Origin of the sequence: Pseudomonas delhiensis, from assembly GCF_900187975.1 — a bacterium.
Classification (GTDB): Bacteria; Pseudomonadota; Gammaproteobacteria; order Pseudomonadales; family Pseudomonadaceae; genus Pseudomonas; species Pseudomonas delhiensis.
Map to the genome: position 1 here is coordinate 20,219 of NZ_FZPC01000037.1, position 24,139 is coordinate 44,357.

At 67.7% G+C, this 24,139-nt stretch carries 11 protein-coding genes; 9 read left to right on the forward strand and 2 right to left on the reverse strand.

Annotated elements, in window-relative coordinates; genetic code table 11:
• Positions 1 to 46: 46 nt before the first annotated feature.
• A complete protein-coding gene (locus CHC02_RS26050) occupies positions 47 to 12,745 on the reverse strand; it encodes a retention module-containing protein (RefSeq protein WP_089394289.1) in 12,699 nt (4,232 codons plus the stop codon).
• Positions 12,746 to 13,092: 347 nt separating this feature from the next.
• Here CHC02_RS26050 and CHC02_RS26055 point away from each other — a divergent pair, with 347 nt between their 5' ends.
• From CHC02_RS26055 to CHC02_RS26065, 3 genes are read left to right on the forward strand one after another with little or no spacing between them, the layout of a single operon-like run.
• The gene (locus CHC02_RS26055; RefSeq protein ID WP_089394290.1) at positions 13,093 to 14,442 is read left to right on the forward strand and encodes a TolC family outer membrane protein; all 1,350 of its coding nucleotides are present in this window, start codon (positions 13,093 to 13,095) and stop codon (positions 14,440 to 14,442) included.
• Positions 14,443 to 14,476: 34 nt separating this feature from the next.
• Entirely contained in the window at positions 14,477 to 16,633 is a 2,157-nt protein-coding gene (locus CHC02_RS26060; RefSeq protein ID WP_089394291.1) for a type I secretion system permease/ATPase, read from the forward strand.
• Positions 16,623 to 17,993 carry an HlyD family type I secretion periplasmic adaptor subunit gene (locus tag CHC02_RS26065; protein ID WP_089394292.1) on the forward strand — a complete coding sequence of 457 codons (1,371 nt, stop codon included), beginning with the start codon at positions 16,623 to 16,625 and terminating at the stop codon, positions 17,991 to 17,993. The genes CHC02_RS26060 and CHC02_RS26065 overlap by 11 nt, the downstream gene beginning before the upstream one ends.
• A gap of 363 nt (positions 17,994 to 18,356) precedes the next feature.
• On the opposite strand, the gene CHC02_RS26070 is transcribed toward CHC02_RS26065, so the two are convergent.
• Positions 18,357 to 18,824, reverse strand: a complete 468-nt coding sequence (locus CHC02_RS26070) for a YbaK/EbsC family protein (RefSeq protein ID WP_089394293.1) — start codon at positions 18,822 to 18,824, stop codon at positions 18,357 to 18,359.
• 286 nt (positions 18,825 to 19,110) lie between these two features.
• Between CHC02_RS26070 and CHC02_RS26075 the strand changes: the two genes are divergently transcribed.
• The 6 genes from CHC02_RS26075 (at position 19,111) to pcaD (ending at position 23,982) form a co-directional block, all read left to right on the forward strand.
• Positions 19,111 to 19,536, forward strand: a complete 426-nt coding sequence (locus CHC02_RS26075; protein WP_089394294.1) for a YciI family protein — start codon at positions 19,111 to 19,113, stop codon at positions 19,534 to 19,536.
• Between the two features lie 18 nt (positions 19,537 to 19,554).
• Positions 19,555 to 19,968 (forward strand): VOC family protein, encoded by a 414-nt coding sequence (locus CHC02_RS26080; RefSeq protein WP_089394295.1) that lies wholly within the window; start codon positions 19,555 to 19,557, stop codon positions 19,966 to 19,968.
• A gap of 284 nt (positions 19,969 to 20,252) precedes the next feature.
• A complete protein-coding gene (locus tag CHC02_RS26085) occupies positions 20,253 to 21,101 on the forward strand; it encodes a CoA transferase subunit A (protein ID WP_089394296.1) in 849 nt (282 codons plus the stop codon).
• Entirely contained in the window at positions 21,101 to 21,883 is a 783-nt protein-coding gene (locus CHC02_RS26090) for a CoA-transferase subunit beta (RefSeq protein ID WP_089394297.1), read from the forward strand. Before CHC02_RS26085 ends, CHC02_RS26090 begins: the two co-directional genes overlap by 1 nt.
• On the forward strand, positions 21,880 to 23,085 hold the full coding sequence (gene pcaF, locus CHC02_RS26095) for a 3-oxoadipyl-CoA thiolase (RefSeq protein WP_089394298.1): 1,206 nt from the start codon (positions 21,880 to 21,882) through the stop codon (positions 23,083 to 23,085). The genes CHC02_RS26090 and pcaF overlap by 4 nt, the downstream gene beginning before the upstream one ends.
• Positions 23,086 to 23,193: 108 nt before the next feature.
• Positions 23,194 to 23,982, forward strand: coding sequence for a 3-oxoadipate enol-lactonase (gene pcaD / locus CHC02_RS26100; protein ID WP_089394299.1), 789 nt, complete (start codon positions 23,194 to 23,196; stop codon positions 23,980 to 23,982).
• Positions 23,983 to 24,139: the final 157 nt, after the last annotated feature.

Below are 24,139 nucleotides of genomic sequence, written 5' to 3' on the forward strand. Positions count from 1 at the left end.
GGGGGTGGGGTACGCGGCGGAGCCGGAGGGGCGCCGCCGCGCGGGCTCAGTGGTGCTCGGTCTTCACCAGCGGGTCGGCGCCGGCCACCAGCGACTTGACGATGTCCGCCGAGGTATTGCCGTAGGTCTTGAGGTCGACGCCGGTGAGCTTGATGGTCACGTCGGTCGAGCTGTTCACCTGGCCGGTGGTGCTGATCTGCAGGGTCGAGGTCGCCGTGTCCACCTTCAGGTAGCTGAGGATGTCGTTGTGCGCGGCATCCGGCAGCAGGTCTACCAGGTCTATGCGGTCGACGGGCTTGAAGTCGGTGATGGTGTCGTTGCCGGTGTCGCCTGCGCGCCAGATGAAGGTGTCGGCGCCGTCGCCGCCGGTCAGGGTGTCGTTGCCCTTGCCGCCGACCAGCAGGTCGTTGTCTTTGCCACCGTCGAGGGTGTCGTTGCCCAGGCCGCCGTACAGGGTGTCGTTGCCATCGCCGCCATTGAGGATGCTGTTGCCCGCGCCACCGTAGAGGATGTCGTGGCCGCCGCCGCCGTTGAGGGTATCGGTGGTGCTATTGCCGCTGTTGGTGCCGTAGCCGTGCAGCAGGTCGTTGCCGCTGCTGTTGGTCGAGGCCACTGTGATGCTCAGCGTTTGCGTGGCGCTGGCCGTGCTGCCGTCGGACTCGGTGGCGATGGCGGTGACGCCCAGGGTCAGGGTGCCGTTGTAGCCGCTGGCCGGCAGCAGCTGCAGGTCGTGCAGCTGCGCCTGGGTGAAGCTCCAGCTGCCGTCGGCGTTGTGGGTACCGCTGGTGAAGGTGGCGTCGCTGGGCACGCCGGTGATCTTCACCGAGAGGCTTTCCGAGCCGTCGGTGTCGCTCAGGGCCGCGTTGATGCCGACGTCGATCGGCGCGCCGTAGGTCTTGCCGCCCAGGGTGAAGGTGGGGGCATCGAGTGTCAGTGTGGAGTCCTTGTTGGTATCGCGGCCGTTGAGCACCAGCCAGTCGAAGTGGTAGTCGCCGCTGCTGGTGGCGGCGTAGCTCAGTACGCCATTGCCGTTGACGCCGGCGCCAAGCTGCTCGGAGGAGGTCACCTGGATCAACTGGCGGACGCCGTTGGGGCCCGTGACCACCAGCGCCACTATGTCGTTGTAGCCGTTGTTGATCTCGCTGACGACGTTCTCGCCATTGGTGAAGGTCCAGGCGAAGTTGACCTGGGTGCCGGCCTTGAGCGTGTAGTCCGAGCTGGTCAGCGAGCCGTCGATGACGTCGACGTTGCCCGAGTCGCTGGTCGTGGTACCGGCCGGCGGATCGATGCCATCCAGGGCCCCGGAGCTCAGGCCGGCCTCGGTCTCCAGGTTGGCCTGGGTGATTTCCTGGGTGGTGCTGATGCTGGTTGCGCCGGGGTTGAGGGCGAAGATGCTGCCGCTGTTGAGCAGCGGCACGTCGGCCACCGGCGTGACGCTGACCGCCACAGTCGAGCTGGCGGTGCCGCCGTGGCCATCGCTGATGGTGTAGCTGATGGTGTCGCTGCCGCTGAAGTTGGCCTTGGGCGTGTAGGTCAGGGTGCCATCGGCGTTGACCGTCACGCTGCCGTTGCTGGCGGAGGCACTGGTGACGCTCAGGGTGTCGCCGTCGACGTCGCTGTCGTTGGCCAGCACGTTGAGGGTGACGGGCTTGTCTTCCTGGGTCGAGGCGCTGTCGGCCTTGGCCACCGGCGCATCGTTCACCGCGTTGATGCCGACGGTCACGGTGGCGGTGGAGGTACCACCGTGGCCGTCGCTGACGGTGTAGGTGAAGCTGCCGGTGCCGTTGGCGTCCTTGGCCGGCGTGAAGACGACGTTGCCGTTCTCCAGCTTCACCGTGCCGTTGACCGCGCCCTGCACGCTGAGGATGGACAGGCTGTCACCGTCGACGTCGCTGTCGTTGCCCAGCAGGGTATTGGCGGCGATGGTCAGGGCGGTGTCCTCGTTGGTCACCAGTTCGGCCAGCGGGTGGCTCAGGCTGCTGCCGCCGAGCACGCTGTAGCTGCCGCCAGCGGGGGCCAGCTCGACCTTCAACTGGGCGTTGCCGCCCTGGTCCCAGTAGAGGATCTCGATCTGGTGGTTGCCGCCCTGGGCGATGGTGAAGCTGTCCGACACGCGGGCCGTCGGGCTCTGGTTGGCGTCGTACTTGAACACCTCCACGCCGTCGATGCGGATGCTGAAGCCGTCGTCCGCCGTCACCCTGAACGTGTAGTTGCCGGCGGCGAGGTTGACCAGCCCGGTGAGCTGGACGATGGCGTCGCTGGTGTTGGCCGGGTCGGTGTTGAGCGATGCGGCGTCGCTGCCGAGGAACTTCTGCAGCTGCTTGTCGCCGCCCAGGTCGGTGCTCACGCCGTTGCCGTAGTTGAGCGCAGTGGCGGTGAAGGTGGCGCTGGGCGCGGTCTTGGCGATGAACGCGGTGATCATGCTCAGGCTGGTCAGGTTGTTGCCGTCGGTGCCCTCGCGGTAGCCCCAGTAGTTGCCCTGCAGGCCGCCGACCAGGTAGTGGTCGTTGACCGCCACGGGGTCGTCGTTGACCGGGGTGACGTTGACGGTGAGCTTGTTCGGCGTGCTGTCGAAGGCGCCGTTGCTGTCCTTCACCGAGAAGGTGAAGCTGGCGTAGTTGTCGCCGTTGGCGTTGGCCGCCGGGGTGTACGCCAGCTTGCCCAGGTCGGCCGCGGCTATCACCTGGCCGGCGCTGACCGCCACGCCATTGAGGGTCAGCTTGCCGGCGCCGGGCAGGCTGTCGATGCGCACGGCGCCGAGGGCGTCGTTGTGGTCGACATCCTGGAAGCCGAAGTCGGCGGCACTGAAGCTGCGGCTGCTGTCCTCGTCCAGGGTGATGGCGGCGTCGGTGCCGGTGGGCGCGTCGTTGGCGCCGGTCACGGTGATGGTCACGGTGGCCGGGGCGCTGGTGGCGCCTTCGGTATCCTTGGCGGTGTAGGTGAAACTGACCTGGCGGCTTTCGCTCGGGGCCAGGCTGTCGAAGTCGCTGCCCGGGTTGAACACGTAGCTGCCGTCGGCGTTGAAGGTCAGGTGGCCGTTGCCGGCGCCGGGCCCGCTGACCAGGGTGTAGCCGTTGGGGTTGACCGTGCTGTCGACGTCGCTGGCGGCCGGTACATGGTCGCTGAGCACGCTGTTCTCGCCGGTGGTCTTGCTGTCGTTGGCGGCGACCGGGGCGTCGTTCACCGGGGTGACGGTGAGGGTGACGGTGGATTCAGTGGTGCCGTTGTGGCCGTCGCTGACTACGACGGTGAAGCTGTCGCCGCCGTTGTAGTTCGCGCTCGGCGTGTAGGTGTACTGGCCGGTGCTCGGGTCGAGCACCAGGGTGCCGTGCTTCGGTTCTCCACCTGATTTCAGGGTGTAGGTGAGGGCGTCACCGTCGACGTCGGTAGCTACGACCTGGCCGGAAACCGGGGTGTCTTCAGCGGTGGTCTTGCTGTCATCGCTGGCCATCGGGTCATCGTTCACCGAGGTGACGGTGAGGGTGACAGTGGATTCGGTGGTGCCGTTATGGCCATCGTCGATCACCACGGTGAAGCTATCCTGCCCGTGGTAGTTCGCGTTCGGCGTATAGGTGTAGCTGCCTGTCGCAGGATCCAGGACCAGGGTGCCGTGTGCCGGCTCACCGCCGGATTTGACGGTGTAACTCAGGATGTCTCCGTCGACATCGCTAGCCACGACCTGGCCGGAGACCGGGGTGTCTTCGGCGGTGGTCTTGCTGTCGTCGCTGGTCACCGGGTCATCGTTCACCGAGGTGACGGTGAGGGTGACGGTGGATTCGGTGGTGCCGTTGTGGCCGTCATCGATCACCACGGTGAAGCTGTCCGGACCGTGGTAGTTCAGGTTCGGGGTATAGGTGTAGCTGCCGGTCGCGGTATCCAGCACCAGGGTGCCGTGTGCCGGTTCACCGCCCGACTTCAGGGTGTAGGTGAGGGCGTCACCGTCGACGTCGGTAGCTACGACCTGGCCGGAAACCGGGGTGTCTTCAGCGGTGGTCTTGCTGTCATCGCTGGTTACCGGGACATCGTTCACCGAGGTGACGGTGAGGGTGACGGTGGATTCGGTGGTGCCGTTGTGGCCGTCATCGATCACCACGGTGAAGCTGTCCGGACCGTGGTAGTTCAGGTTCGGGGTATAGGTGTAGCTGCCGGTCGCGGTATCCAGCACCAGGGTGCCGTGTGCCGTTTCACCGCCCGACTTCAGGGTGTAGGTGAGGGCGTCACCGTCGACGTCGGTAGCTACGACCTGGCCGGAAACCGGGGTGTCTTCAGCGGTGGTCTTGCTGTCATCGCTGGTCACCGGATCATCGTTCACTGAGGTGACGGTGAGGGTGACGGTGGATTCGGTGGTGCCGTTGTGGCCGTCGCTGACTACGACGGTGAAGCTGTCCGGGCCGTGGTAGTTCGCGCTCGGCGTATAGGTGTAGCTGCCGGTCGCAGGATCCAGCACCAGGGTGCCGTGGGCTGGCTCACCGCCGGATTTGACGGTGTAGCTCAGGATGTCTCCATCGACATCGGTGGCCACGACCTGGCCGGAAACCGGAGTGTCCTCGGCGGTGGTCTTGCTGTCATCGCTGGTCACCGGGTCATCGTTCACCGAGGTAATGGTGAGGGTGACGGTGGACTCGGTGGTGCCGTTATGGCCGTCATCGATCACCACGGTGAAGCTGTCCGGCCCGTGGTAGTTCAGGTTCGGGGTATAGGTGTAGCTGCCTGTCGCAGGATCCAGCACCAGCGTACCGTGAGCCGGCTCACCACCGGATTTCAGGGTGTAGGTGAGGGTATCGCCATCGACATCGGTAGCTACGACCTGCCCGGAGACCGGGGTGTCTTCAGCGGTGGTCTTGCTGTCATCGCTGGTCACCGGGTCATCGTTCACTGAGGTGACGGTAAGGGTGACGGTGGATTCGGTGGTGCCGTTATGGCCGTCTTCGATCACCACGGTGAAGCTATCCGGACCGTGGTAGTTCAGGTTCGGGGTATAGGTGTAGCTGCCGGTCGCAGGATCCAGCACCAGGGTGCCGTGTGCCGGCTCACCGCCCGACTTCAGGGTGTAGGTGAGAGTGTCGCCATCGACGTCGCTGGCCACGACCTGACCGGAAACCGGCGTGTCCTCCAGCGTGGTCTTGCTGCCGTTATCGGCCAGCGGAACATCGTTCACCGAGCTCACGGTGATGTCCAGCGTCGAGCTGGAGCCGGTGTTGGTGGTGTAGGTGATCTGCGGTACGGCGCCGTGGTAGTTGGCGTCCGGGGTGAAGTTGTAGCTGCCGTCGGCGTTGATGACGAGGCTGCCGACGCCGACGATGGTGGTGCTGGTGCCGGCGGCGATGCTGCCGCTGAAGCCGGCGACGCTGTAGCTGCTCACGCTCAGCGTGTCGTCCACGTCGCTGTCGTTGTCCAGGACGTTGCCGGTCGCGCTGCCGTCATCCTCGTCCATGCTCGCGACGTTCGGGAGCAGCACCGAGGGATCGTCCACCGCGGTGACCTCCAGGGTGAAGGTGTGCGGGGTGCTGTCGAAGGCGCCGGCGCTGTCCTGCACGCTGAAGCCGAAGCTGGCGTAGGGCGCGCCATTGCCGTTGGCGTCGGGGGTGAACAGCAGCTTGCCGAGGTCGGCGGCAGCGATCACCTGGCCCTGGGTGACGGCGACGCCGTCGAAGGTCAGGCTGCCGGCGCCCGGCAGGCTGTCGATGCGCACGGCCTGCAGGTGCTGGCCGGCATCGGCGTCGTTGAAGCCGAAGTCGGCGGCACTGAAGCTGCGGCTGCTGTCCTCGGCGATGCTGTCGGTGCGGTCGGCGCCCTGCGGCGGGGTGTTGCCGCCCACTTGCACGGTCAGGCTGCCGCTGGCGCTGCCGCCATGGCTGTCGCTGATCTCGTAGTGGATCACCACGTTGCCGCTGACATTGTCGCCGGGCACGAAGTTCAGGGTGCCGTCGGCGTTGATGCTGACGCTGCCCTGGCTGGGGTCGGCGAGCACCGCCTTGCTGACGCTGAGCGTATCGCCGTCGACGTCGGTGTCGTTGCCGAGCACGTCGATGCTCGGTAGCGCCACGTTGATCGGGGTCTGCGCCTGGTCGGCGTTGGCCACCGGAGCGTCGTTGGTGCCGGTGATGGTCAGGGTCAGGGTGCTGCTGCCGGTGGCGCCGTATTCATCGGTCACCGTGTAGCCGATCTGCAGCACCTTCACCTGGTTCGCGGCCAGGCTGTCGTAGGCCGGGTCCTTGGCGTCGAACACCCAGCTGCCGTCGCTGCGCAGGGTGAAGCCGGCCGGCGTGGTGCCGTCGACGGAGTAGCTCAGCTGGGCGCCATGGTCGATGTCGCTGGCCTGCAGCTGGCCGGTGATCTCGCTGACCGGCTTGAGCTGGTTCACCAGTGCCTGGTTGTTCGCACCGTTGCTGGTGAGGGTCCAGCCGGTGCCGCCTTGCACCGCCTGGCCGACCGTGCCGACGACGCTGGCTTGCGGCGGCAGGTTGCTCAGCACCAGGGTGGAGTCGATGGCGCTGTCGCCGCTGTCCGCCACGCCGATCACCAGGGTATAGGTGCCCGGCTGGTCGAAGGTATGGCTGAAGGCCTGCGGGCCCGAAGTGCCGTAGTCGCCCACCGCGGCGACGCTGCTCAGCAGGGTGACGACCTGGCCGTTGACCTGCACGAAGGCGAAGTCGTTGAAGGGCGCGTAGTCCTGGGTGCTGAACGTCCAGTTGAAACCGATGGTCTCGCCCGGCTGCGTGGTGGTGATGGTCAGGGTCAGCGCCGAGCCGTCGGTGGCATTGGCGACGGCGCCCGGCTGCGGGCTGCCGCCTTCCACGGCGCTGGCGCTGGCGGCCTGGGCCACCGGCGCGTCGTTGCTGCCGACGATGTTGACGGTGACGCTGGACGGCGTGCCGTCCGCGCTCTGGACGCTGAAGGTATCGGTGAGTGTCTCGCCCTGCTTGAGCTCGTTGTAGGCCGAGTCGGCGGTGTAGCTCCAGGTGCCGTCGGCAGCCAGGCTGAAGTGGCCGTACTGGCCGGCGACGTTGGTCTGCTCGACGAAGGTGGCCGGGCTGTCGACGTCGGTGACGGTCAGTTGGCCGCCGGTGCTGACCGGGGTGTTGGTCTCGTTGACGCTGGCCTGGGCACCGATGATGACGGCGGCGTCGTTGGTGCCGGTCACCGTGATGGTGATGGTCTGCGGGGCACTCAGTGCGCCGCTGTCATCCTTGGCCTGGTAGGTGAAGGTGACGTCGCGACTGACGCCGGCCGGCAGGCTGTCGAAGTCGTGGCCCGGATCGAAGGTATAGCTGCCATTGGGGTTGAAGGTCAGCGTGCCGTTGCCGGTGCCGACACCACTGGCCAACTGGTAGCCGGCAATGGTGCCGTCGACGTCGCTGGCGGCCGGGACCTGGCCGTTGAGGACGGTGTTCTCCCCGGTGGTGGCGCTGCCTGCCTGGGCCACCGGCGCGTCGTTGGTACCGGTAATGGTCAGAGTCAGGGTGCTGGAGCTGGTGGCGCCCTGATCGTCGGTGACGATTACCGGGATGCCGATGACCTGGGTTTCGTCATTGGCCAGGTGCTGGTAGGCCGGGTCCTTGCCATCGAAGGTCCAGCTGCCGTTGGATTGCAGGGTGAAGCCTGCGGGCGCATTGCCGTCGATGCTGAAGGTCAGGACCGCGCCGTCATCGGCGTCGGTGGCCGTCAGTTGGCCGGTGCTCACCTGGTCTTCGTCGACCGCTGCGCTGGCGGCTTGGGCCACGGGGGTGTCGTTGGTGCCAGTGACGGTGATAGTCAGGGTACTGCCACTGGTAGCGCCCTGGTCATCGGTAACGACCACCGGAATGCTGATGACCTGCGTCTGACCGGCAGCCAGATGCTGGTAGGCGGCATTGCTGGCGTCGAAGCTCCACTTGCCGTCCTGATCCAGCGTGAAGCCAGCGGGCAAGGGGCTGTCCGAACTGAACTGCAGTTGGGCTCCTTGGTCGGCATCGGTGGCCTGCAACTGGCCATTGATCTGGCTGTCTTCGTCGACCGCGGCAGTGGCGGCCTGGGCCACCGGCGCATCGTTGGTGCCGGTCACGGTGATGGTGATGGTCTGCGGATCGCTCAGCGCGCCGCTGTCATCCTTGGCCTGGTAGGTGAAGCTGACATCGCGACTGACGCCGGCCGGCAGGCTGTCGAAGTCGTGGCCCGGATCGAAGGTATAGCCGCCATTGGGGTTGAAGGTCAGCGTGCCGTTGCCGGTGCCGACACCACTGGCCAACTGGTAGCCGGCAATGGTGCCGTCGACGTCGCTGGCCGCCGGGACCTGGCCATTGAGAACGGTGTTCTCTTCGGTCGTAGCGCTGCCGGCCTGGGCGACCGGTGCGTCATTGGTCCCGGTGACGGTAATGGTCAGGATGCTGGAGCTGGTAGCTCCATGCTCATCGGTGACGATGACCGGGATGTTGATTACTTGCGTCTCACCATCCGCCAGATGTTGATAGGCCGGGTCCTTGCCATCGAAAGTCCAGCTGCCATCGCTTTTCAGGGTGAGGCCGGCGGGCGCATTGCCGTTGATGCTGTAGGTGAGGGCGGCGCCATCATCAGCGTCAGTGGCTACCAATTGGCCGGTGCTCACCTGGTCTTCGTCGGCTGCTGCGCTGGCAGCTTGGGCGACGGGGATATCGTTGGTTCCGGTAACGGTGATGGTCAGGGTGCTACTACTGGTAGCCCCCTGGTCATCGGTGGCGACCACCGGGATGCTGATGACCTGGGTTTGTCCCGCAGCCAGGTGCTGATAGGCGGGATTGCTGGCATCGAAGCTCCATTTGCCGTCCTGATCCAGCGTGAAGCCGGCGGGAAGCGGGCTGTCCGAGCCGAATTGCAGTTGGGCTCCTTGGTCGGCATCGGTGGCCTGCAACTGGCCGTTGATCTGGCTGTCTTCGTTGACCGCGGCAGTGGCGGCCTGGGCCACCGGCGCATCGTTGGTGCCGGTCACGGTGATGGTGATGGTCTGCGGATCGCTCAGCGCGCCACTGTCATCCTTGGCCTGGTAGGTGAAGGTAACATCGCGGCTGACGTTGGCCGGCAGGCTGTCGAAGTCCTGGCCCGGGTCGAAGCGATAGCTGCCGTCGCTGTTGAAGGTGAGGGTGCCGTTGCCGGTGCCGACGTCGCTGGTCAGTTGGTAACTGGTGATGCTGCCATCGACATCGCTGGCAACCGGGACCTGGCCATTGAGGACGGTATTTTCACCGGTGGTGGCGCTGCCTGCCTGGGCCACCGGTGCGTTGTTGGTGCCGGTCACCGTGATGGTCAGGGTGCTGCTACTGGTAGCGCCCTGATCATCGGTGACGATCACCGGAACGCTGATCACCTGGGTTTCACCAGCTGCCAGGTGTTGGTAGGCCGCATCCTTGCCGTCGAAGCTCCAGCTGCCGTTGGGCTGTAGGGTGAAGCCGGCGGGGGCATTGCCATCGATGCTGAAGCTCAGGACGGCGCCGTCGTCGGCATCGGTGGCTACCAGTTGGCCGGTGCTCACCTGGTCTTCATCAACGGCAGCGCTGACGGCCTGGGCAACGGGGATGTCGTTGGTGCCGGTGACGGTAATAGTCAGGGTACTGCCGCTGGTAACCCCCTGGTCATCGGTGACGACGACCGGGATGCTGATGGTTTGAATCTCGCCTTCAGCCAGATGCTGGTAGGCAGGATTGCTGGCGTCGAAGCTCCATTTGCCGTCCAGCCCCAGCGTGAAGCCGGCGGGCAGCGGGCTGTCCGAGCCGAACTGCAACTGGGCGCCCTGGTCGGCATCGGTGGCCTGCAACTGGCCGTTGATCTGGCTGTCCTCGTCGACCGCCGCAGTGGCAGCCTGGGCCACCGGCGCATCGTTGGTGCCGGTGACGGTGATGGTGACCGTCTGCGGAGCACTCAATGCGCCACTGTCATCCTTGGCCTGGTAGGTGAAGGTGACGTCGCGGCTGGCACCGGCCGGCAGGTTGTCGAAGTCCTGGCCCGGGGCGAAGCGGTAGCTGCTGTCGGCGTTGAAGGTGAGGGTACCGTTGCCGGTGCCCACACCGCTGGTCAGCTGGTAACCGGCGATGCTGCCATCGACGTCGCTGGCAGCCGGAACCTGGCCGTCGAGCACGGTGTTCTCGTCGGTCGTGGCGCTGGCAGCCCGGGCGACTGGGATGTCATTGGTGCCGGTCACCGTGATGGTGATGGTCTGCGGATCGCTCAGTGCGCCACTGTCATCCTTGGCCTGGTAGGTGAAGGTGACGTCGCGGCTGGCACCGGCCGGCAGGTTGTCGAAGTCCTGGCCCGGATCGAAGCGGTAGCTGCCGTCGCTGTTGAAGGTCAGCGTGCCGTTGCCATTGCCTACATCGCTGGTCAACTGGTAGCCGGCGATGCTGCCGTCGACGTCAGTGGCCGCCGGAACCTGGCCGTTCAGGACGCCGTTCTCGCCGGTAGTCGCAGTGCCGGCCTGGGCCACGGGCGCATCGTTGGTGCCGGTGACGGTGATGGTCAGGGTGTTGCTAGTGGTAGCACCCTGATCATCGGTGACGATCACCGGAACGCTGATCACCTGGGTTTCGCCAGCGGCCAGGTGTTGGTAGGCCGCATCCTTGCCGTCGAAGCTCCAGCTGCCGTTGGGCTGTAGGGTGAAGCCAGCGGGCGCATTGCCATCGATGCCATAGGTCAGGACGGCGCCATCGTCGGCATCGGTAGCCGTCAACTGACCGGTGCTCACCCGGTCCTCGTCGGCCGCCGAAGTGGCGGCCTGGGCCACAGGCGCATCGTTGGTACCGGTGACGGTAATGGTCAGGGTGCTGCTGGTGCTGGCGCCCTGGTCATCGACAACGAAGTAGGGGACGTTGATGATCTGCGTCTGACCGGCAGCCAGATGCTGGTAGGCGGCATTGCCGGCATCGAAGCTCCACTTGCCATCCTGGCCCAGGGTGAAGCCGGCGGGCAGGGGGCTGTCCGAGCCGAACTGCAACTGTGCGCCCTGGTCGGCATCGCTGGCCTGCAACTGGCCGCCGATCTGGCTGTCCTCATCGACCGCCGCAGTGGCGGCCTGGGCTACCGGCGCATCGTTGCTGCCGGTAATGGTGATGGTGATGGTCTGCGGATCGCTCAGCGCGCCGTTGTCGTCCTTGGCCTGGTAGGTGAAGGTGACGTCACGGCTGGCACCGGCCAGCAGGTTGTCGAAGTCCTGGCCCGGATCGAAGCGGTAGCTGCCGTCGCTGTTGAAGGTCAGCGTGCCGTTGCCGTGGCCGACATCGCTGGTCAGCTGGTAGCCGGCGATGCTGCCGTCGACGTCAGTGGCCGCCGGAACCTGGCCGTTCAGGACGCCGTTCTCGCCGGTAGCCGCACTGCCGGCCTGGGCCACGGGCGCATCGTTGGTGCCGGTGCCGGTGACGGTAATGGTCAGGGTGCTGGTGCTGCTGGCGCCCTGGTCGTCGGTTACCACCACCGGGATGCTGATCACCTGGGTCTGGCCGTCGCCCAGGTGCTGGTAGGCCGGGTCCTTGCCGTCGAAGCTCCAGCTGCCGTCGGGCTGCAGGGTGAAGCCGGCGGGGGCCTTGCCGTCGACGGTGAAGGTCAGGCTGCTGCCGGTGTCGGGGTCGCTGGCGGCAATCTGGCCGGTGAGCTGCCCGTCTTCGGTTGCCTGGGCCTGGGCGTTGCTGGCCTGGGGCGTGTCGTTGGCGCCCTGGATGTCGATGTCGATCACCCGGGTGTCGCTGGCCCCGGACGGATCGCGCACGGTGACGGTGAAGCTGTCCTGCGGGTGCTGGCCGGCGGGCAGGGCATTCACCGCGGCGGCGTCGACCACGTAGACGTAGCTGCCGTCGGGATTGACCGTGAGCTGGCCGAAGGCGCCCTTGGCGCTGCCGCTCCAGGTCAGTTGGTCGCCGTCGACGTCGCTGGCCTGCAGCTGGCCCCTGATGTCGGCGAAGCTGTCGTTGGCCGGGGTGTCGACGAGGGTTGTGCCGTAGCTGCCGCTGGCCACAGGGGCGTCGTTGACCGCGCTCACGCCGATGTCGACGGTCAGGCTGCTGGACGCGCCGCGGTTGTCGGTGACCGTCACCACGAAGCTGTCGGCGCCGTTGTAGTCGGGGTTGGGCAGGTACTGCCAGGTGCCGTCGGCGTTGACGATCAGGCTGCCGTTGGCCGGGCCCCGGGCGAGGGAGTAGGTGAGGCTGTCGCCGTTCGGGTCGCGGGCCTGGAAGGCGCCCTGCAGCAGGGTGTCCTCGGCGGTGCTCAGTTGCAGGCCGGCGAGGGCGTTGCCCTGGTCGTCGACGAAGCTGGGCGCGAGGTTCGGCGCCAGCTCCTGCTGGCGTTCGCCGTCGCCCTGGCCGGCAGCGCCCGGGCCGCTGGTGGTGTAGCCGATGCTCGGGTCGACGTGGCCGCCGGTTTCCTCCAGCAGCACGAAGCTGTGGCCGCCGCCGGCCGGGCCGCTGCCACCGGCGCTGGCGCCCGGGCCGGCCGCGGTGGGGGCGAGGGCCTGGGTCGGGTCGGCGCCGGCGGCGATGGCCTTCTGCAGCTCCTCGGTGCTGCCTGGTGCGGCACCCGGAGACTGCGCCTGGGGTGCCAGTTCGTTGGCGCTGAGCTGGCTGTCGCGGCCCAGGTCGAGCACGCGGCCGTCGGGCAGCTTCAGGGCCACCGCACCGGCGTCGCCGGTCTGCACCAGGTCGCCCAGGAAGATCCGGTCGCCCTCGACCAGCACCCTGCGCTGCCCCTCGGCGGATACCGCCAGCACTTGCCCGATGACGCTTTTCACCACTGCGACGACGCTGCTCATTGCACTTCTCCCCTGAGGCGGATGCTGGCGTGCCGGCCGGGTCGCGGCCCTGATGGCGGCGCCAGGTGGCATTCCCTTGTCGGCTGAAGCTGGAAAACTGACGTCAACTAATTGGCTTAATATGTTTTCGCGATTAGGTTTATGCCAATCTATTGACCATTTCCGAGGCATCCTAAACAATTGGCAAAACGATGTCACTGTGATGTCAAAGAGCCTCGCGAAAAAATTTTCCACGGGGTTCCGGGCGCCAATGACCTCCTCACGTGCAGCGCATTCGCCGGTCCTCCGATGCCACCCCTGGGTACACGAATCGCTGTCCATATCCCTGCGATAAGGATGTTCAAACCATGCGTTTGCGTTTCGTGCCCCTGTTGCCCCTCGCGCTGGCCTGCGCGGCTCCGGCCCATGCCACCACCCTCAGCGAAGCCATGCAGCGCGCCATGGACGTGCACCCGGAGATCCAGGCCGGGGTGAACAGCCGCCTGGCCGCCGACCAGCAGCTGCGTGCCGCCCAGGGCGGCTACCTGCCTTCGGTCGACCTCACCGCCGGCTATGGCCGCGAGGGCGCCGACAACCCCACCACCCGTGGCGAGGGTGACCACTGGCGGACCATGAACCGCGGCGAGTCGGCGCTGAGCCTGCGGCAGATGGTGTTCGACGGTTTCGCCACCTCCAGCGAGGTGGGCCGCCAGAAGGCCACGGTGAACTCCCGCGCCTACGCGCTGCTGGGCACCGCCGAGCGCACCGCGCTGGAAGTCGCCCAGGTCTATACCGACGTGCTGCGCCGCCAGGAGATGGTCCGCCTGGCCGAGGAGAACCTGAAGAGCCACCAGCGCATCTACGACCAGATCAGCCTGCGCAGCGCCCGCGGCGTCGGCCGCCTGGCCGACCAGGACCAGGCCGAGGCGCGCCTGGCCCAGGCGCGCAACAACCTGCTCACCGAGCAGACCAACCTGGCCGACGCCCGCACCAACTACCTGAGCGTGGTCGGCGCCGAGCCGCTGGAGCTGAGCGAGCCGGCCGGCCTGCCGGGCCTGTTGCCGCAGGACCTGCAGGACGCGCGCCGACAGCTGCTGGAGAACAGCCCCATCCTGCGTTCGGCCGAGTCCGACGTGGCCGCCGCCGAGAAGCAGTACGAGGCGGCCAAGGCGCCGTTCTACCCGCGCTTCGACGCCGAGCTGTCGCGCAACGCCGACAACAACCTCTCCGGCGACCCGGGCCACAACAACGATTGGCAGGCCATGCTGCGCATGCGCTACAACCTGTTCGCCGGCGGCAGCAACAAGGCCGAGCTGCAGTCCAGGTCCTACCAGGCCAACCAGGCCCTGGACATCCGCAACAACGCCCTGCGCCAGCTCAACGAGGAACTCGGCCTGGCCTGGAACGCCCTGGCCAACGCCCGCGACCAACTGCCCATCGCCCGCCAGTACGTGGACTACAGCACCCGCGTACGCGAGGCCTACCAGAAGCAGTTCAGCATCGGCGAACGCACCCTGCTGGACCTGCTGGACAGCGAGAACGAACTGTTCAACGCCTCGCGCCGCCTGGTCGACCTGCGCTACACCGAGCTGTTCACCCAGTACCGGGTGAAGGCCACCCTGGGCGAGTTGCTCAAGAGCCAGGGCGTGGTCGCGCCCCTGGCCAGCGTGGCCAGCGAAGACGTCAAGCCCCAGGTGCAGCTGCCCGGCCTCAACTGAGCCGGCCCCGCACCCAACCCCGGAGTAGAGCCGCGTGGATCAGGAAACCAGCCGAGTCCCCTTGAGTCGTGATCCGCGCGTCCTGCTGGACGACCCCCTGCTGGACAGCCTGCTGAGCCTGTGCGCGCTGCACCGCAAGCCGGCCAGCCGGGCCATGCTCACCAGCGGCCTGCCGCTGCCCGGGCAGCGCCTGTCCGCCGAGCTGCTGCCGCGCGCGGCGGCCCGCGCCGGGTTGCAGGGGCGCCTGCTGCGGCGGCCGCTGGAGCAGATCCCGGCCATCGCGCTGCCGGCCATGCTGCTGCTGCGCGAAGGCCGCTGCGCCGTGCTGCTGGGCTGGGAGGCCGGCGGCGAGGCGCGCCTGCTGCTCAGCGAGAGCGACGGCGGCGAGGTGCGCGTGGCCCGCGAGCTGCTGGCCGAGGACTACGCCGGCCAGGCCTTCTTCGCCCAGCCGCAGCACCAGTACGACCTGCAGCACGGCGAGATGATCCCCCGGGCGCGGCGCTGGTTCCGCGACACCCTCATGCGTTCGCGCTGGCTGTACGTCGATGCGGTGGCGGCGAGCCTGCTGATCAACCTCATCGCCCTGGCCGCGCCGCTGTTCGTGATGAACGTCTACGACCGCGTGGTGCCCAACCAGGCCGCCGCCACCCTCTGGGTGCTGGCCATCGGCATCAGCGGTGCCTACCTGTTCGACCTGCTGCTCAAGACCCTGCGCGGCCTGTGCCTGGACCTGGCCGGCAAGAAGACCGACCTGATCATCAGCGCGACCCTCTTCGAGCGCATCGTCGGCATGGACCTGAAGCAGCGCCCGGCGCGGGTCGGCAGCTTCGCCCAGAACATCCACGAGTTCCAGACGCTGCGCGACTTCCTCGCCTCGCTGACGCTGACCAGCCTGATCGACCTGCCGTTCACCCTGCTGATCCTGCTGGTGATCGGCATCATCGGCGGGCCCCTGGTGTTCGTCCCGCTGCTGGCCTTCCCGCTGGCCGCCGGCATCGGCTGGCTGCTGCAGAAGCCGTTGGTGGAGACCATGAACCGCACCATGGCCCTGGCCGCCGAGCGCCAGTCGAGCCTGATCGAGACCCTCGCCGGGCTCGACGCGGTCAAGGTCAACAACGCCGAGAGCGAGCGCCAGTACCTCTGGGAGCAGACCATCGGCACCCTCGGCCGCCTGGAGCTGCGGGTCAAGCTGCTGTCCAGCCTGGCGATGAACCTGACGCTGCTGATCCAGGCCCTGGCCGGGGTGGTGATGGTCATCGGCGGCGTCTACCTGATCATCGCCGGCGACCTCAGCATGGGCGGCCTGATCGCCTGCTACATGCTCAACGGCCGCGCCCTCGGCCCGCTGACCCAGCTCTCCGGGCTGATCCAGCGCTACCAGCAGGCGCGCCTGACCATGCACAGCACCGACCAGATGATGGCCCTGGAGCAGGAGCGCAACAGCAGCGAGCGCCCGCTGAGCCGCCAGCAGCTGCAGGGCGGCATCGAGCTGCGCCAGCTGAGCTTCGCCTACCCCAACCAGCAGGTCGAGGCGCTGCACGACATCAACCTGGCGATCCGCCCCGGCGAGAAGGTCGGCATCATCGGCCGCAGCGGCTCGGGCAAGAGCTCCCTGGCCAAGCTGATCGTCGGCCTGTACCGCGCCGACAGCGGCAGTCTCCTGGTGGACGGCGTCGACACCCGGCAGCTGGACGTCAGCGACCTGCGCCACAACATCGGCTACCTGCCCCAGGACATCAACCTGTTCAGCGGCAGCCTGCGCGACAACCTGGTGGCCGGCGCGCGCTACGTCGACGACGAGACGGTGCTGCGCGCCGCCGAACTGGCCGGCGTGCACGAGTTCGCCCGGCTGCACCCGCAGGGCTACGAGCTGCAGGTGGGCGAGCGCGGGCTGAACCTCTCCGGCGGCCAGCGGCAGAACGTCGCCCTGGCCCGCGCAATGCTGCTGGACCCGCCGATCCTGCTGCTCGACGAGCCCACCAGCTCCATGGACAACGCCGGCGAGGAACGCCTGAAGCAGCGCCTGCAGCCGCTCATCGCCGACAAGACGCTGCTGCTGGTCACCCACCGCGCCTCCATGCTCAGCCTGGTGGAGCGCCTGGTGATCATCGACCGTGGGCGGATCATCGCCGACGGCCCCAAGGACGTGGTGCTGGACGCATTGAAGAAGGGGCAGATCAGTGTCGCTTAATCCGTTCGGCCTCTTCGGCCAGTCCATCCGCGGCTACTTCCGCGGCAGCGAGGACCTTTCCGGGCAGCCGTTGCCGGAAGTCAGCAAGGCCCTGGTGGAAGACGCCCCGCGGGTGGTGCGCCTGACCATCTGGACGCTGGTCGGCTTCGCCCTGTTCCTCGGCCTGTGGGCGCACTTCGCCGAGATAGACGAGGTGACCCGCGGCGAAGGCAAGGCGATTCCCTCGTCCAAGGTGCAGAAGATCCAGAACCTGGAGGGCGGCATCGTCTCGCAGATATTCGTCCACGAGGGCCAGGTGGTGCAGGCCGGCGAGTCGCTGATGCGCCTGGACCCGACGCGCTTCGAATCCAACGTCGGCGAGACCGAGGCCGACCGCCTGGCCATGTTCCTGCGCGTGGAGCGCCTGTCCGCCGAGGTGGAGGACCGCGAGCTGCGCATCCCCGACGACGTCCGCGCCAAGGTCCCGGGCCAGGCCGGCAGCGAGGAGGCGCTGTTCCACAGCCGCCAGCAGCAGCTCAAGGACGAGGTCGCCGGCCTGGAGCAGCAGCTGGTACAGAAGCAGCAGGAGCTGCGCGAGTTCGTCTCCAAGCAGGCGCAGTACCGCAACAGCCTGGAGCTGCTGCGCCAGGAAATCGCCATGTCCGCGCCGCTGGTGGGGCAGGGCGCCATGTCCCAGGTAGAGCTGCTGCGCCTCAAACGCGCCGAGGTGGAGAACCGCGGCCAGCTGGACGCCACCAGCCTGGCCATTCCCCGCGCCGAGGCGGCGATCAAGGAAGTCGAGCGCAAGGTCGCCGAGACCCGCTCGCGCTTCCGCAGCGACGCGCTCAAGGAACTCAACGAGGCGCGCACCGACCTGAGCAAGGCCGAGGCCACCGGCAAGGCCCTGGAGGACAGGGTCAACCGCACCCTGGTCACCTCGCCGGTGCGCGGCATCGTCAAGCAGCTGCTGGTCAACACCATCGGCGGGGTGATCCAGCCAGGCAGCGACCTGGTGGAAATCGTCCCGCTGGACGACACCCTGCTGGTGGAGGCGCGCATCCGCCCGCAGGACATCGCCTTCCTGCACCCCGGGCAGAAGGCCATGGTCAAGTTCACCGCCTACGACTACACCATCTACGGCGGGCTGCCGGCGGAGCTGGAGCAGATAGGCGCCGACACCGTCACCGACGAGGACGGCAACAGCTTCTACCTGATCAAGCTGCGTACCCGCAAAAGCCACCTGGGCAGCGACGAGAAACCGCTGCTGATCATCCCCGGCATGATCGCCAGCGTGGACATCATGACCGGCAAGAAGAGCATCCTCAGCTACCTGCTCAAGCCCATCCTGCGGGCGCGGGCGGAGGCTTTGCGAGAGCGTTGAGGCGTGCCACCGGGGCGTCCGGCGCGGCCGATGCCAATCGCGGACGGAGTCCGCTCCGACCGTGCTTCCCGGAACCGTAGGAGCAACTGTCTTCTGGGCTCCGTCGTTCGCGGGAGTGACTGGATCGAAATTCGCGTCTCCCATCTTGCCCCATTGTAGGAGCGGGCCCTGCCCGCGAATCGCGCGCAGGGCGCGCTCCTACAGGTGGGACAGCGGTGGCGGCGTAGGACTCTATCCGCGATCGGCGGATAACCCCTTCGGGGTTATTCGCCCTACGGGTGCCATCGATAGAATTTGCCGGCGGTTATGGTGTATCGGGTGCTCTTCGAATTCCTCCCGCCCCTTCAATAATCCCGCATGCCCTCAGGCCGGTTCCTGGCAGACGTCCACCCAGTCGGCCTCGACCAGGCTGGCCAGGCGTTCCGGGGCGATGCGCACGGCGCTGTGCAGGGCGCCGGCCGCCGGCAGCACCTCGTCGAAGGCGCGCAGCGACACGTCGCAGTACACCGGCAGCGGGCTGGCCAGGCCGAAGGGGCAGACGCCGCCCACCGGGTGGCCGGTCAGTTCCACCACTTCCTCGGCGCCGAGCATCTTCGCCTTGCCGCCCAGGGCTTCCTTGAGCTTGCGGTTGTCCAGGCGGGCGTCGCCGCGGGCGACCACCAGCACGGTGCGCTCGCCCACCCGCAGGGATAGCGTCTTGGCGATGCGCCCCGGTTCCACGCCGTAGGCCTCGGCGGCCAGGGCAACGGTGGCGGTGCTGGTGTCCAGCTCGATGATGGCGATGTCGGGGGCCTTCTCGGCGAAGAAGGCGCGGACCGATTCCAGGCTCATGCAGGGGCTCCTTGCTCGGGGATTTCTCGGGAACGGGCCAATCTAGGGCCTGGGGCGGCGGGCGTCCAGCCTGGCGAGCGGCGATCCCGTGGCGCCGGCCACCGGGTGCATTCGTCGCGCCGGCTTGTACCCTCGCGCTCCCTGTCTATCGTTCTTCCTGCCATTGCCGCCCCGACGGTGCCGACGAACGGTCGGCGCCGCTGTCGATTGCGCCACCCGCGCATCGACTAACCGGCAGAGCGGGGGCAGTGGGCCCGCTCGACTTCATGAGAAGAGGAGAACCACCATGCGCTTCATGGCGATAGTCAAGGCCACCGCCGACTCCGAGGCCGGCGTCATGCCCTCCGAGGAACTGCTGGCGGCCATGGGCAAGTTCAACGAGGAACTGGTGGCCGCCGGGGTGATGCTCGCCGGCGAGGGCCTGCAGCCCAGCGCCAAGGGCGCCCGGGTGCGCTTCGACGGTGCCTCGCGCACGGTCATCGACGGCCCCTTCGCCGAGACCCGCGAGCTGATCGCCGGCTTCTGGCTGCTGCAGTGCGACTCGCTGCAGGAATGCGTCGACTGGATCAAGCGCTGCCCCAGTCCCTTCGACGGCCCGTCGGAGATCGAGATCCGCCAGGTCTTCGAGGCCGAGGATTTCGGCGACGAATTCACCCCGGAACTGCGCGAACAGGAAGAACGCCTGCGCGCCCGCATCGCCGGCAAAGACTGAGCCGGCAGGAGACTCCAGATGAAAATCCAGGCCTACCTGATCTTCGATGGCAACTGCGAGGAAGCCTTCAACCGCTACGCCCAGGTGCTCGGCGGCAAGCTGCCGATGCTGATGCGCTTCAAGGACGCCCCGGACATGGGGCAGATTCCGCCGGATGCCGCCGACCGCGTGATGCACGTGCGCCTGGAGGTGGGCGACCAGGTGCTGATGGGCTCGGACAACTGCCCGCCGATGCCCTACGAGGGCACCAAGGGCGTGTCCGTTTCCCTGCAGGTGGACAGCAAGGCCGAGGCCAGGCGCATCTACGACGCCCTGAGCGAGGGCGGCCAGGTCACCATGGAGCTGCAGCAGACCTTCTGGGCCGCCGCCTTCGCCATGTTCACCGACCGCTTCGGGGTGCCCTGGATGGTCAACTGCGAGCAGGATCGCTGACTGCGGATGCTCCCGGGGCGTAGGGCGTATGACGCTCCGCGTCATACGCCGTTTGGCCTTGGTTTCAGGCGGCGCCGAATTCGGCCTTGGCGCCACCGGTGATCGCGGTGAATCGGCGTACAACCGCGAACGGTCGTACGCCCTGCGCCCAGGCATCCATGGCGGTAGAAGTGTTCGATAACCGCACCGATAGTCGATAATCGCATTGTTTGGTCCCGGTGGCCGGCGCTACTGTCTTGCCCATCGGCATCCCCGGATGCCCTGGACCCAAGACGAGACCGACAATGGCTGAACTCCTGACCCTGCGCGAAGCGGTCGAGCGTTTCGTGAACGACGGCGATACCGTCGCCCTCGAAGGCTTCACCCACCTGATCCCCACCGCCGCTTCCCACGAACTCATCCGCCAGGGCAAGAAAGACCTGCACCTGGTGCGCATGACCCCCGACCTGGTCTACGACCTGCTGATCGGCGCCGGCTGCGCGCGCAAGCTGACCTTCTCCTGGGGCGGCAACCCCGGCGTGGGCTCGCTGCACCGCCTGCGCGACGCGGTGGAGAAGGGCTGGCCGCGGGCGCTGGAGATCGACGAGCACAGCCACGCCGACCTGGCCAACGCCTACGTGGCCGGCGCCTCGGGCCTGCCGTTCGCGGTGCTGCGCGCCTACGCCGGCTCCGACCTGCCGAAGGTCAACCCGAACATCAAGTTCATCGAGTGCCCCTTCACCGGCGAGCAACTGGCCGCCGTGCCCTCGGTGCGCCCGGACGTCACCGTGATCCACGCGCAGAAGGCCGACCGCAAGGGCAACGTGCTGCTGTGGGGCATCCTCGGCGTGCAGAAGGAGGCCGCCCTGGCCGCCAGGCGCTGCATCGTCACCGTGGAAGAGATCGTTGACGACCTGAACGCGCCGATGAACGCCTGCGTGCTGCCGACCTGGGCGCTGTCCGCCGTCTGTCACGTGCCCGGCGGCGCGCACCCGTCCTACGCCCATGGCTACTACGAGCGCGACAACCGCTTCTACCAGGCCTGGGACCCGATCGCCCGCGACCGCGAGAGCTTCACCGCCTGGATCGACACCTACATCCGCGGCACCCAGGATTTCAGCGAGTTCCAAGCCAAGATCGCGGAGGGCAAATGATGAGCGCCTACAGCACCAATGAAATGATGACCGTGGCCGCCGCCCGCCGCCTGAAGAACGGCGCGGTCTGCTTCGTCGGCATCGGCCTGCCGTCCAAGGCCGCCAACCTCGCGCGCCTGACCTCCTCGCCGGACGTGGTGCTGATCTACGAATCCGGCCCCATCGGCGCCAAGCCCAGCGTGCTGCCGCTGTCCATCGGCGACGGCGAACTGGCCGAGACCGCCGACACCGTGGTGCCCACCGGCGAGATCTTCCGCTACTGGCTGCAGGGCGGGCGCATCGACGTCGGCTTCCTCGGCGCCGCCCAGGTCGACCGCTTCGGCAACATCAACACCACCGTCATCGGCGACTACAACTCGCCGAAAGTGCGCCTGCCCGGCGCCGGTGGCGCCCCGGAAATCGCCGGTTCCGCCAAGGAAGTGCTGATCATCCTCAAGCAGTCGCACCGCACCTTCGTCGACAAGTTGGCCTTCATCACCTCGGTCGGCCATGGCGAGGGCGGCGACCACCGCAAGCAGCTCGGCCTGCCCGGCAAGGGCCCGGTGGCGATCATCACCGACCTGTGCATCATGGAGCCGGAAGCCGGCACCCACGAATTCATCGTCACCGCCCTGCACCCGGGCGTGACCCGCGAGCAGGTGGTGGAGAACACCGGCTGGGCCATCCGCTTCGCCGAGCAGGTCGCCGAGACCGTGGCCCCCACCGAGGTGGAGCTGGAAGCCCTGCGCGCCCTCGAAGCCCGCACCGCGGCCGCCCACGGCCAGCAAGGGGGTGAGGAATGAGCCGCGAGGTCTTCATCTGCGACGCCGTGCGCACGCCGATCGGCCGCTTCGGCGGCGCGCTCTCGGCGGTGCGCGCCGACGACCTGGCCGCCGTGCCGGTCAAGGCCCTGGTCGAGCGCAACCCGCAAGTCGACTGGGCGCAGCTGGACGAGGTGTACCTCGGCTGCGCCAACCAGGCCGGCGAGGACAACCGCAACGTCGCGCGCATGGCGCTGCTGCTGGCCGGCTTGCCGGAAAGCGTCCCCGGCGTGACCCTCAACCGCCTCTGTGCCTCGGGCATGGACGCGGTGGGCAGCGCCTTCCGCGCCATCGCCAGCGGCGAGGCCGAGCTGGTCATCGCCGGCGGCGTCGAGTCCATGTCCCGCGCGCCCTACGTGATGGGCAAGGCCGACAGCGCCTTCGGCCGCGGCCAGAAGATCGAGGACACCACCATCGGCTGGCGCTTCGTCAACCCGCTGATGAAAGCCCAGTACGGCGTCGACGCCATGCCGCAGACCGCCGACAACGTCGCCGACGACTACCAGGTTTCGCGCGAGGACCAGGACGCCTTCGCCCTGCGCAGCCAGCAACTGGCCGGGCGCGCCCAGGCCGCCGGCTACTTCGCCGAGGAAATCGTCCCGGTGGTGATCAAGGGCCGCAAGGGCGAAACCGTCGTCGACACCGACGAGCACCCGCGCCCGGACACCACCCTGGAAGCCCTGGCCAAGCTCAAGCCGGTCAACGGCCCGGACAAGACCGTCACCGCCGGCAATGCCTCGGGCGTCAACGACGGCTCGGTGGCGTTGATCCTGGCTTCCGCCGAGGCAGTGAAGAAGCACGGCCTGAAACCCCGCGCCAAGGTGCTGGGCATGGCCAGCGCCGGCGTCGCCCCGCGGGTGATGGGCATCGGCCCGGTGCCGGCGGTGCGCAAGCTGCTGGAGCGCCTGAACCTGGCGGTGAGCGACTTCGACGTCATCGAACTGAACGAGGCCTTCGCCGCCCAGGGCCTGGCGGTCACCCGCGAGCTGGGCATCGCCGACGACGACGCGCGGGTCAACCCCAACGGCGGCGCCATCGCCCTCGGCCACCCGCTGGGCGCCAGCGGCGCACGCCTGGTCCTGACCGCCGTGCACCAGCTGGAGAAAAGCGGCGGCCAGCGCGGCCTGTGCACCATGTGCGTGGGCGTGGGGCAGGGCGTGGCCCTGGCGGTCGAGCGCGTCTGAGGCTGTCTATTGGTTTCCCGCGTTCGCGGGAAACCAGCGACTGAAGCTGCAATAATCCCGGCGCCCGCATTCCAGCGGGCGCCGCTCATGAATGAACGGGAGTTTCCGATGCCTACCGTCAAACTCGCCGACGGCGACCTGAACTACCTCCTCGAAGGCCCGGCCGGCGCGCCGGTGCTGGTGCTGTCCAACTCCCTGGGCACCGACCTGCACATGTGGGACGCACAAGTGCCGGCCTTCACCCGACACTTCCAGCTGCTGCGCTACGACACCCGCGGCCACGGCGCCTCGCTGGTCACCCCCGGCCCCTACAGCATCGAGCAGAACGGCCGCGACCTGCTGGCCCTGCTGGATGCCCTGGGCATCGCCAAGGCCAGCTTCTGCGGCCTGTCCATGGGCGGCCTGATCGGCCAGTGGCTGGCGATCAACGCCCCCGGACGCATCGAGCGCCTGGTGCTGTGCAACACCGCCGCCAAGATCGGCACCCCGGAAGTCTGGAACCCGCGCATCGACACCGTGCTCTCCGGCGGCGCCCAGGCCATGCGCGACCTGCGCGACGCCTCCATCTCGCGCTGGTTCACCGCCGACTTCGCCGAGGCCCAGCCGGCCAAGGTCGAGCCCATAGTGGCCATGCTGGCGCAAACCTCGCCCGAGGGCTACGCAGCCAACTGCGCCGCCGTGCGCGACGCCGACTTCCGCGAGCAACTGGGTGCCATCCGCGCACCGACGCTGATCGTCTGCGGCAGCGGCGACCCGGTGACCACCACCGAGCATGGCCGCTTCCTGCAGGAACATATCCAGGGCGCCGAACTGGTGGAATTCCACGCCGCGCACCTGTCCAACGTCCAGGCCGGCGAAGCCTTCAGCGACAAGGTGCTGGCTTTCCTGCGTGCTTGATGCGCCTTGCTGGCGCAATCGCGGATAAATCCGCTCCTACGGGGAGCAGCCGCGGTATGTCCATGTAGGAGCGCGCCCTGCGCGCGAATCGCGGGCAGGGCCCGCTCCTACAGGTCGACGCCAAGCTTCCCGTTCGCTCCGAACGGCCCCCTCTCAC

Coding starts and splice junctions, on each gene's coding strand:
- CHC02_RS26050 (WP_089394289.1), bottom strand. CDS start 12,745: ATGAGCAGCGTCGTCGCAGTGGTGAAAAGCGTCATCGGGCAAGTGCTG.
- CHC02_RS26055 (WP_089394290.1), top strand. CDS start 13,093: ATGCGTTTGCGTTTCGTGCCCCTGTTGCCCCTCGCGCTGGCCTGCGCG.
- CHC02_RS26070 (WP_089394293.1), bottom strand. CDS start 18,824: ATGAGCCTGGAATCGGTCCGCGCCTTCTTCGCCGAGAAGGCCCCCGAC.
- CHC02_RS26075 (WP_089394294.1), top strand. CDS start 19,111: ATGCGCTTCATGGCGATAGTCAAGGCCACCGCCGACTCCGAGGCCGGC.
- CHC02_RS26080 (WP_089394295.1), top strand. CDS start 19,555: ATGAAAATCCAGGCCTACCTGATCTTCGATGGCAACTGCGAGGAAGCC.
- CHC02_RS26085 (WP_089394296.1), top strand. CDS start 20,253: ATGGCTGAACTCCTGACCCTGCGCGAAGCGGTCGAGCGTTTCGTGAAC.
- CHC02_RS26090 (WP_089394297.1), top strand. CDS start 21,101: ATGAGCGCCTACAGCACCAATGAAATGATGACCGTGGCCGCCGCCCGC.
- pcaF (WP_089394298.1), top strand. CDS start 21,880: ATGAGCCGCGAGGTCTTCATCTGCGACGCCGTGCGCACGCCGATCGGC.
- pcaD (WP_089394299.1), top strand. CDS start 23,194: ATGCCTACCGTCAAACTCGCCGACGGCGACCTGAACTACCTCCTCGAA.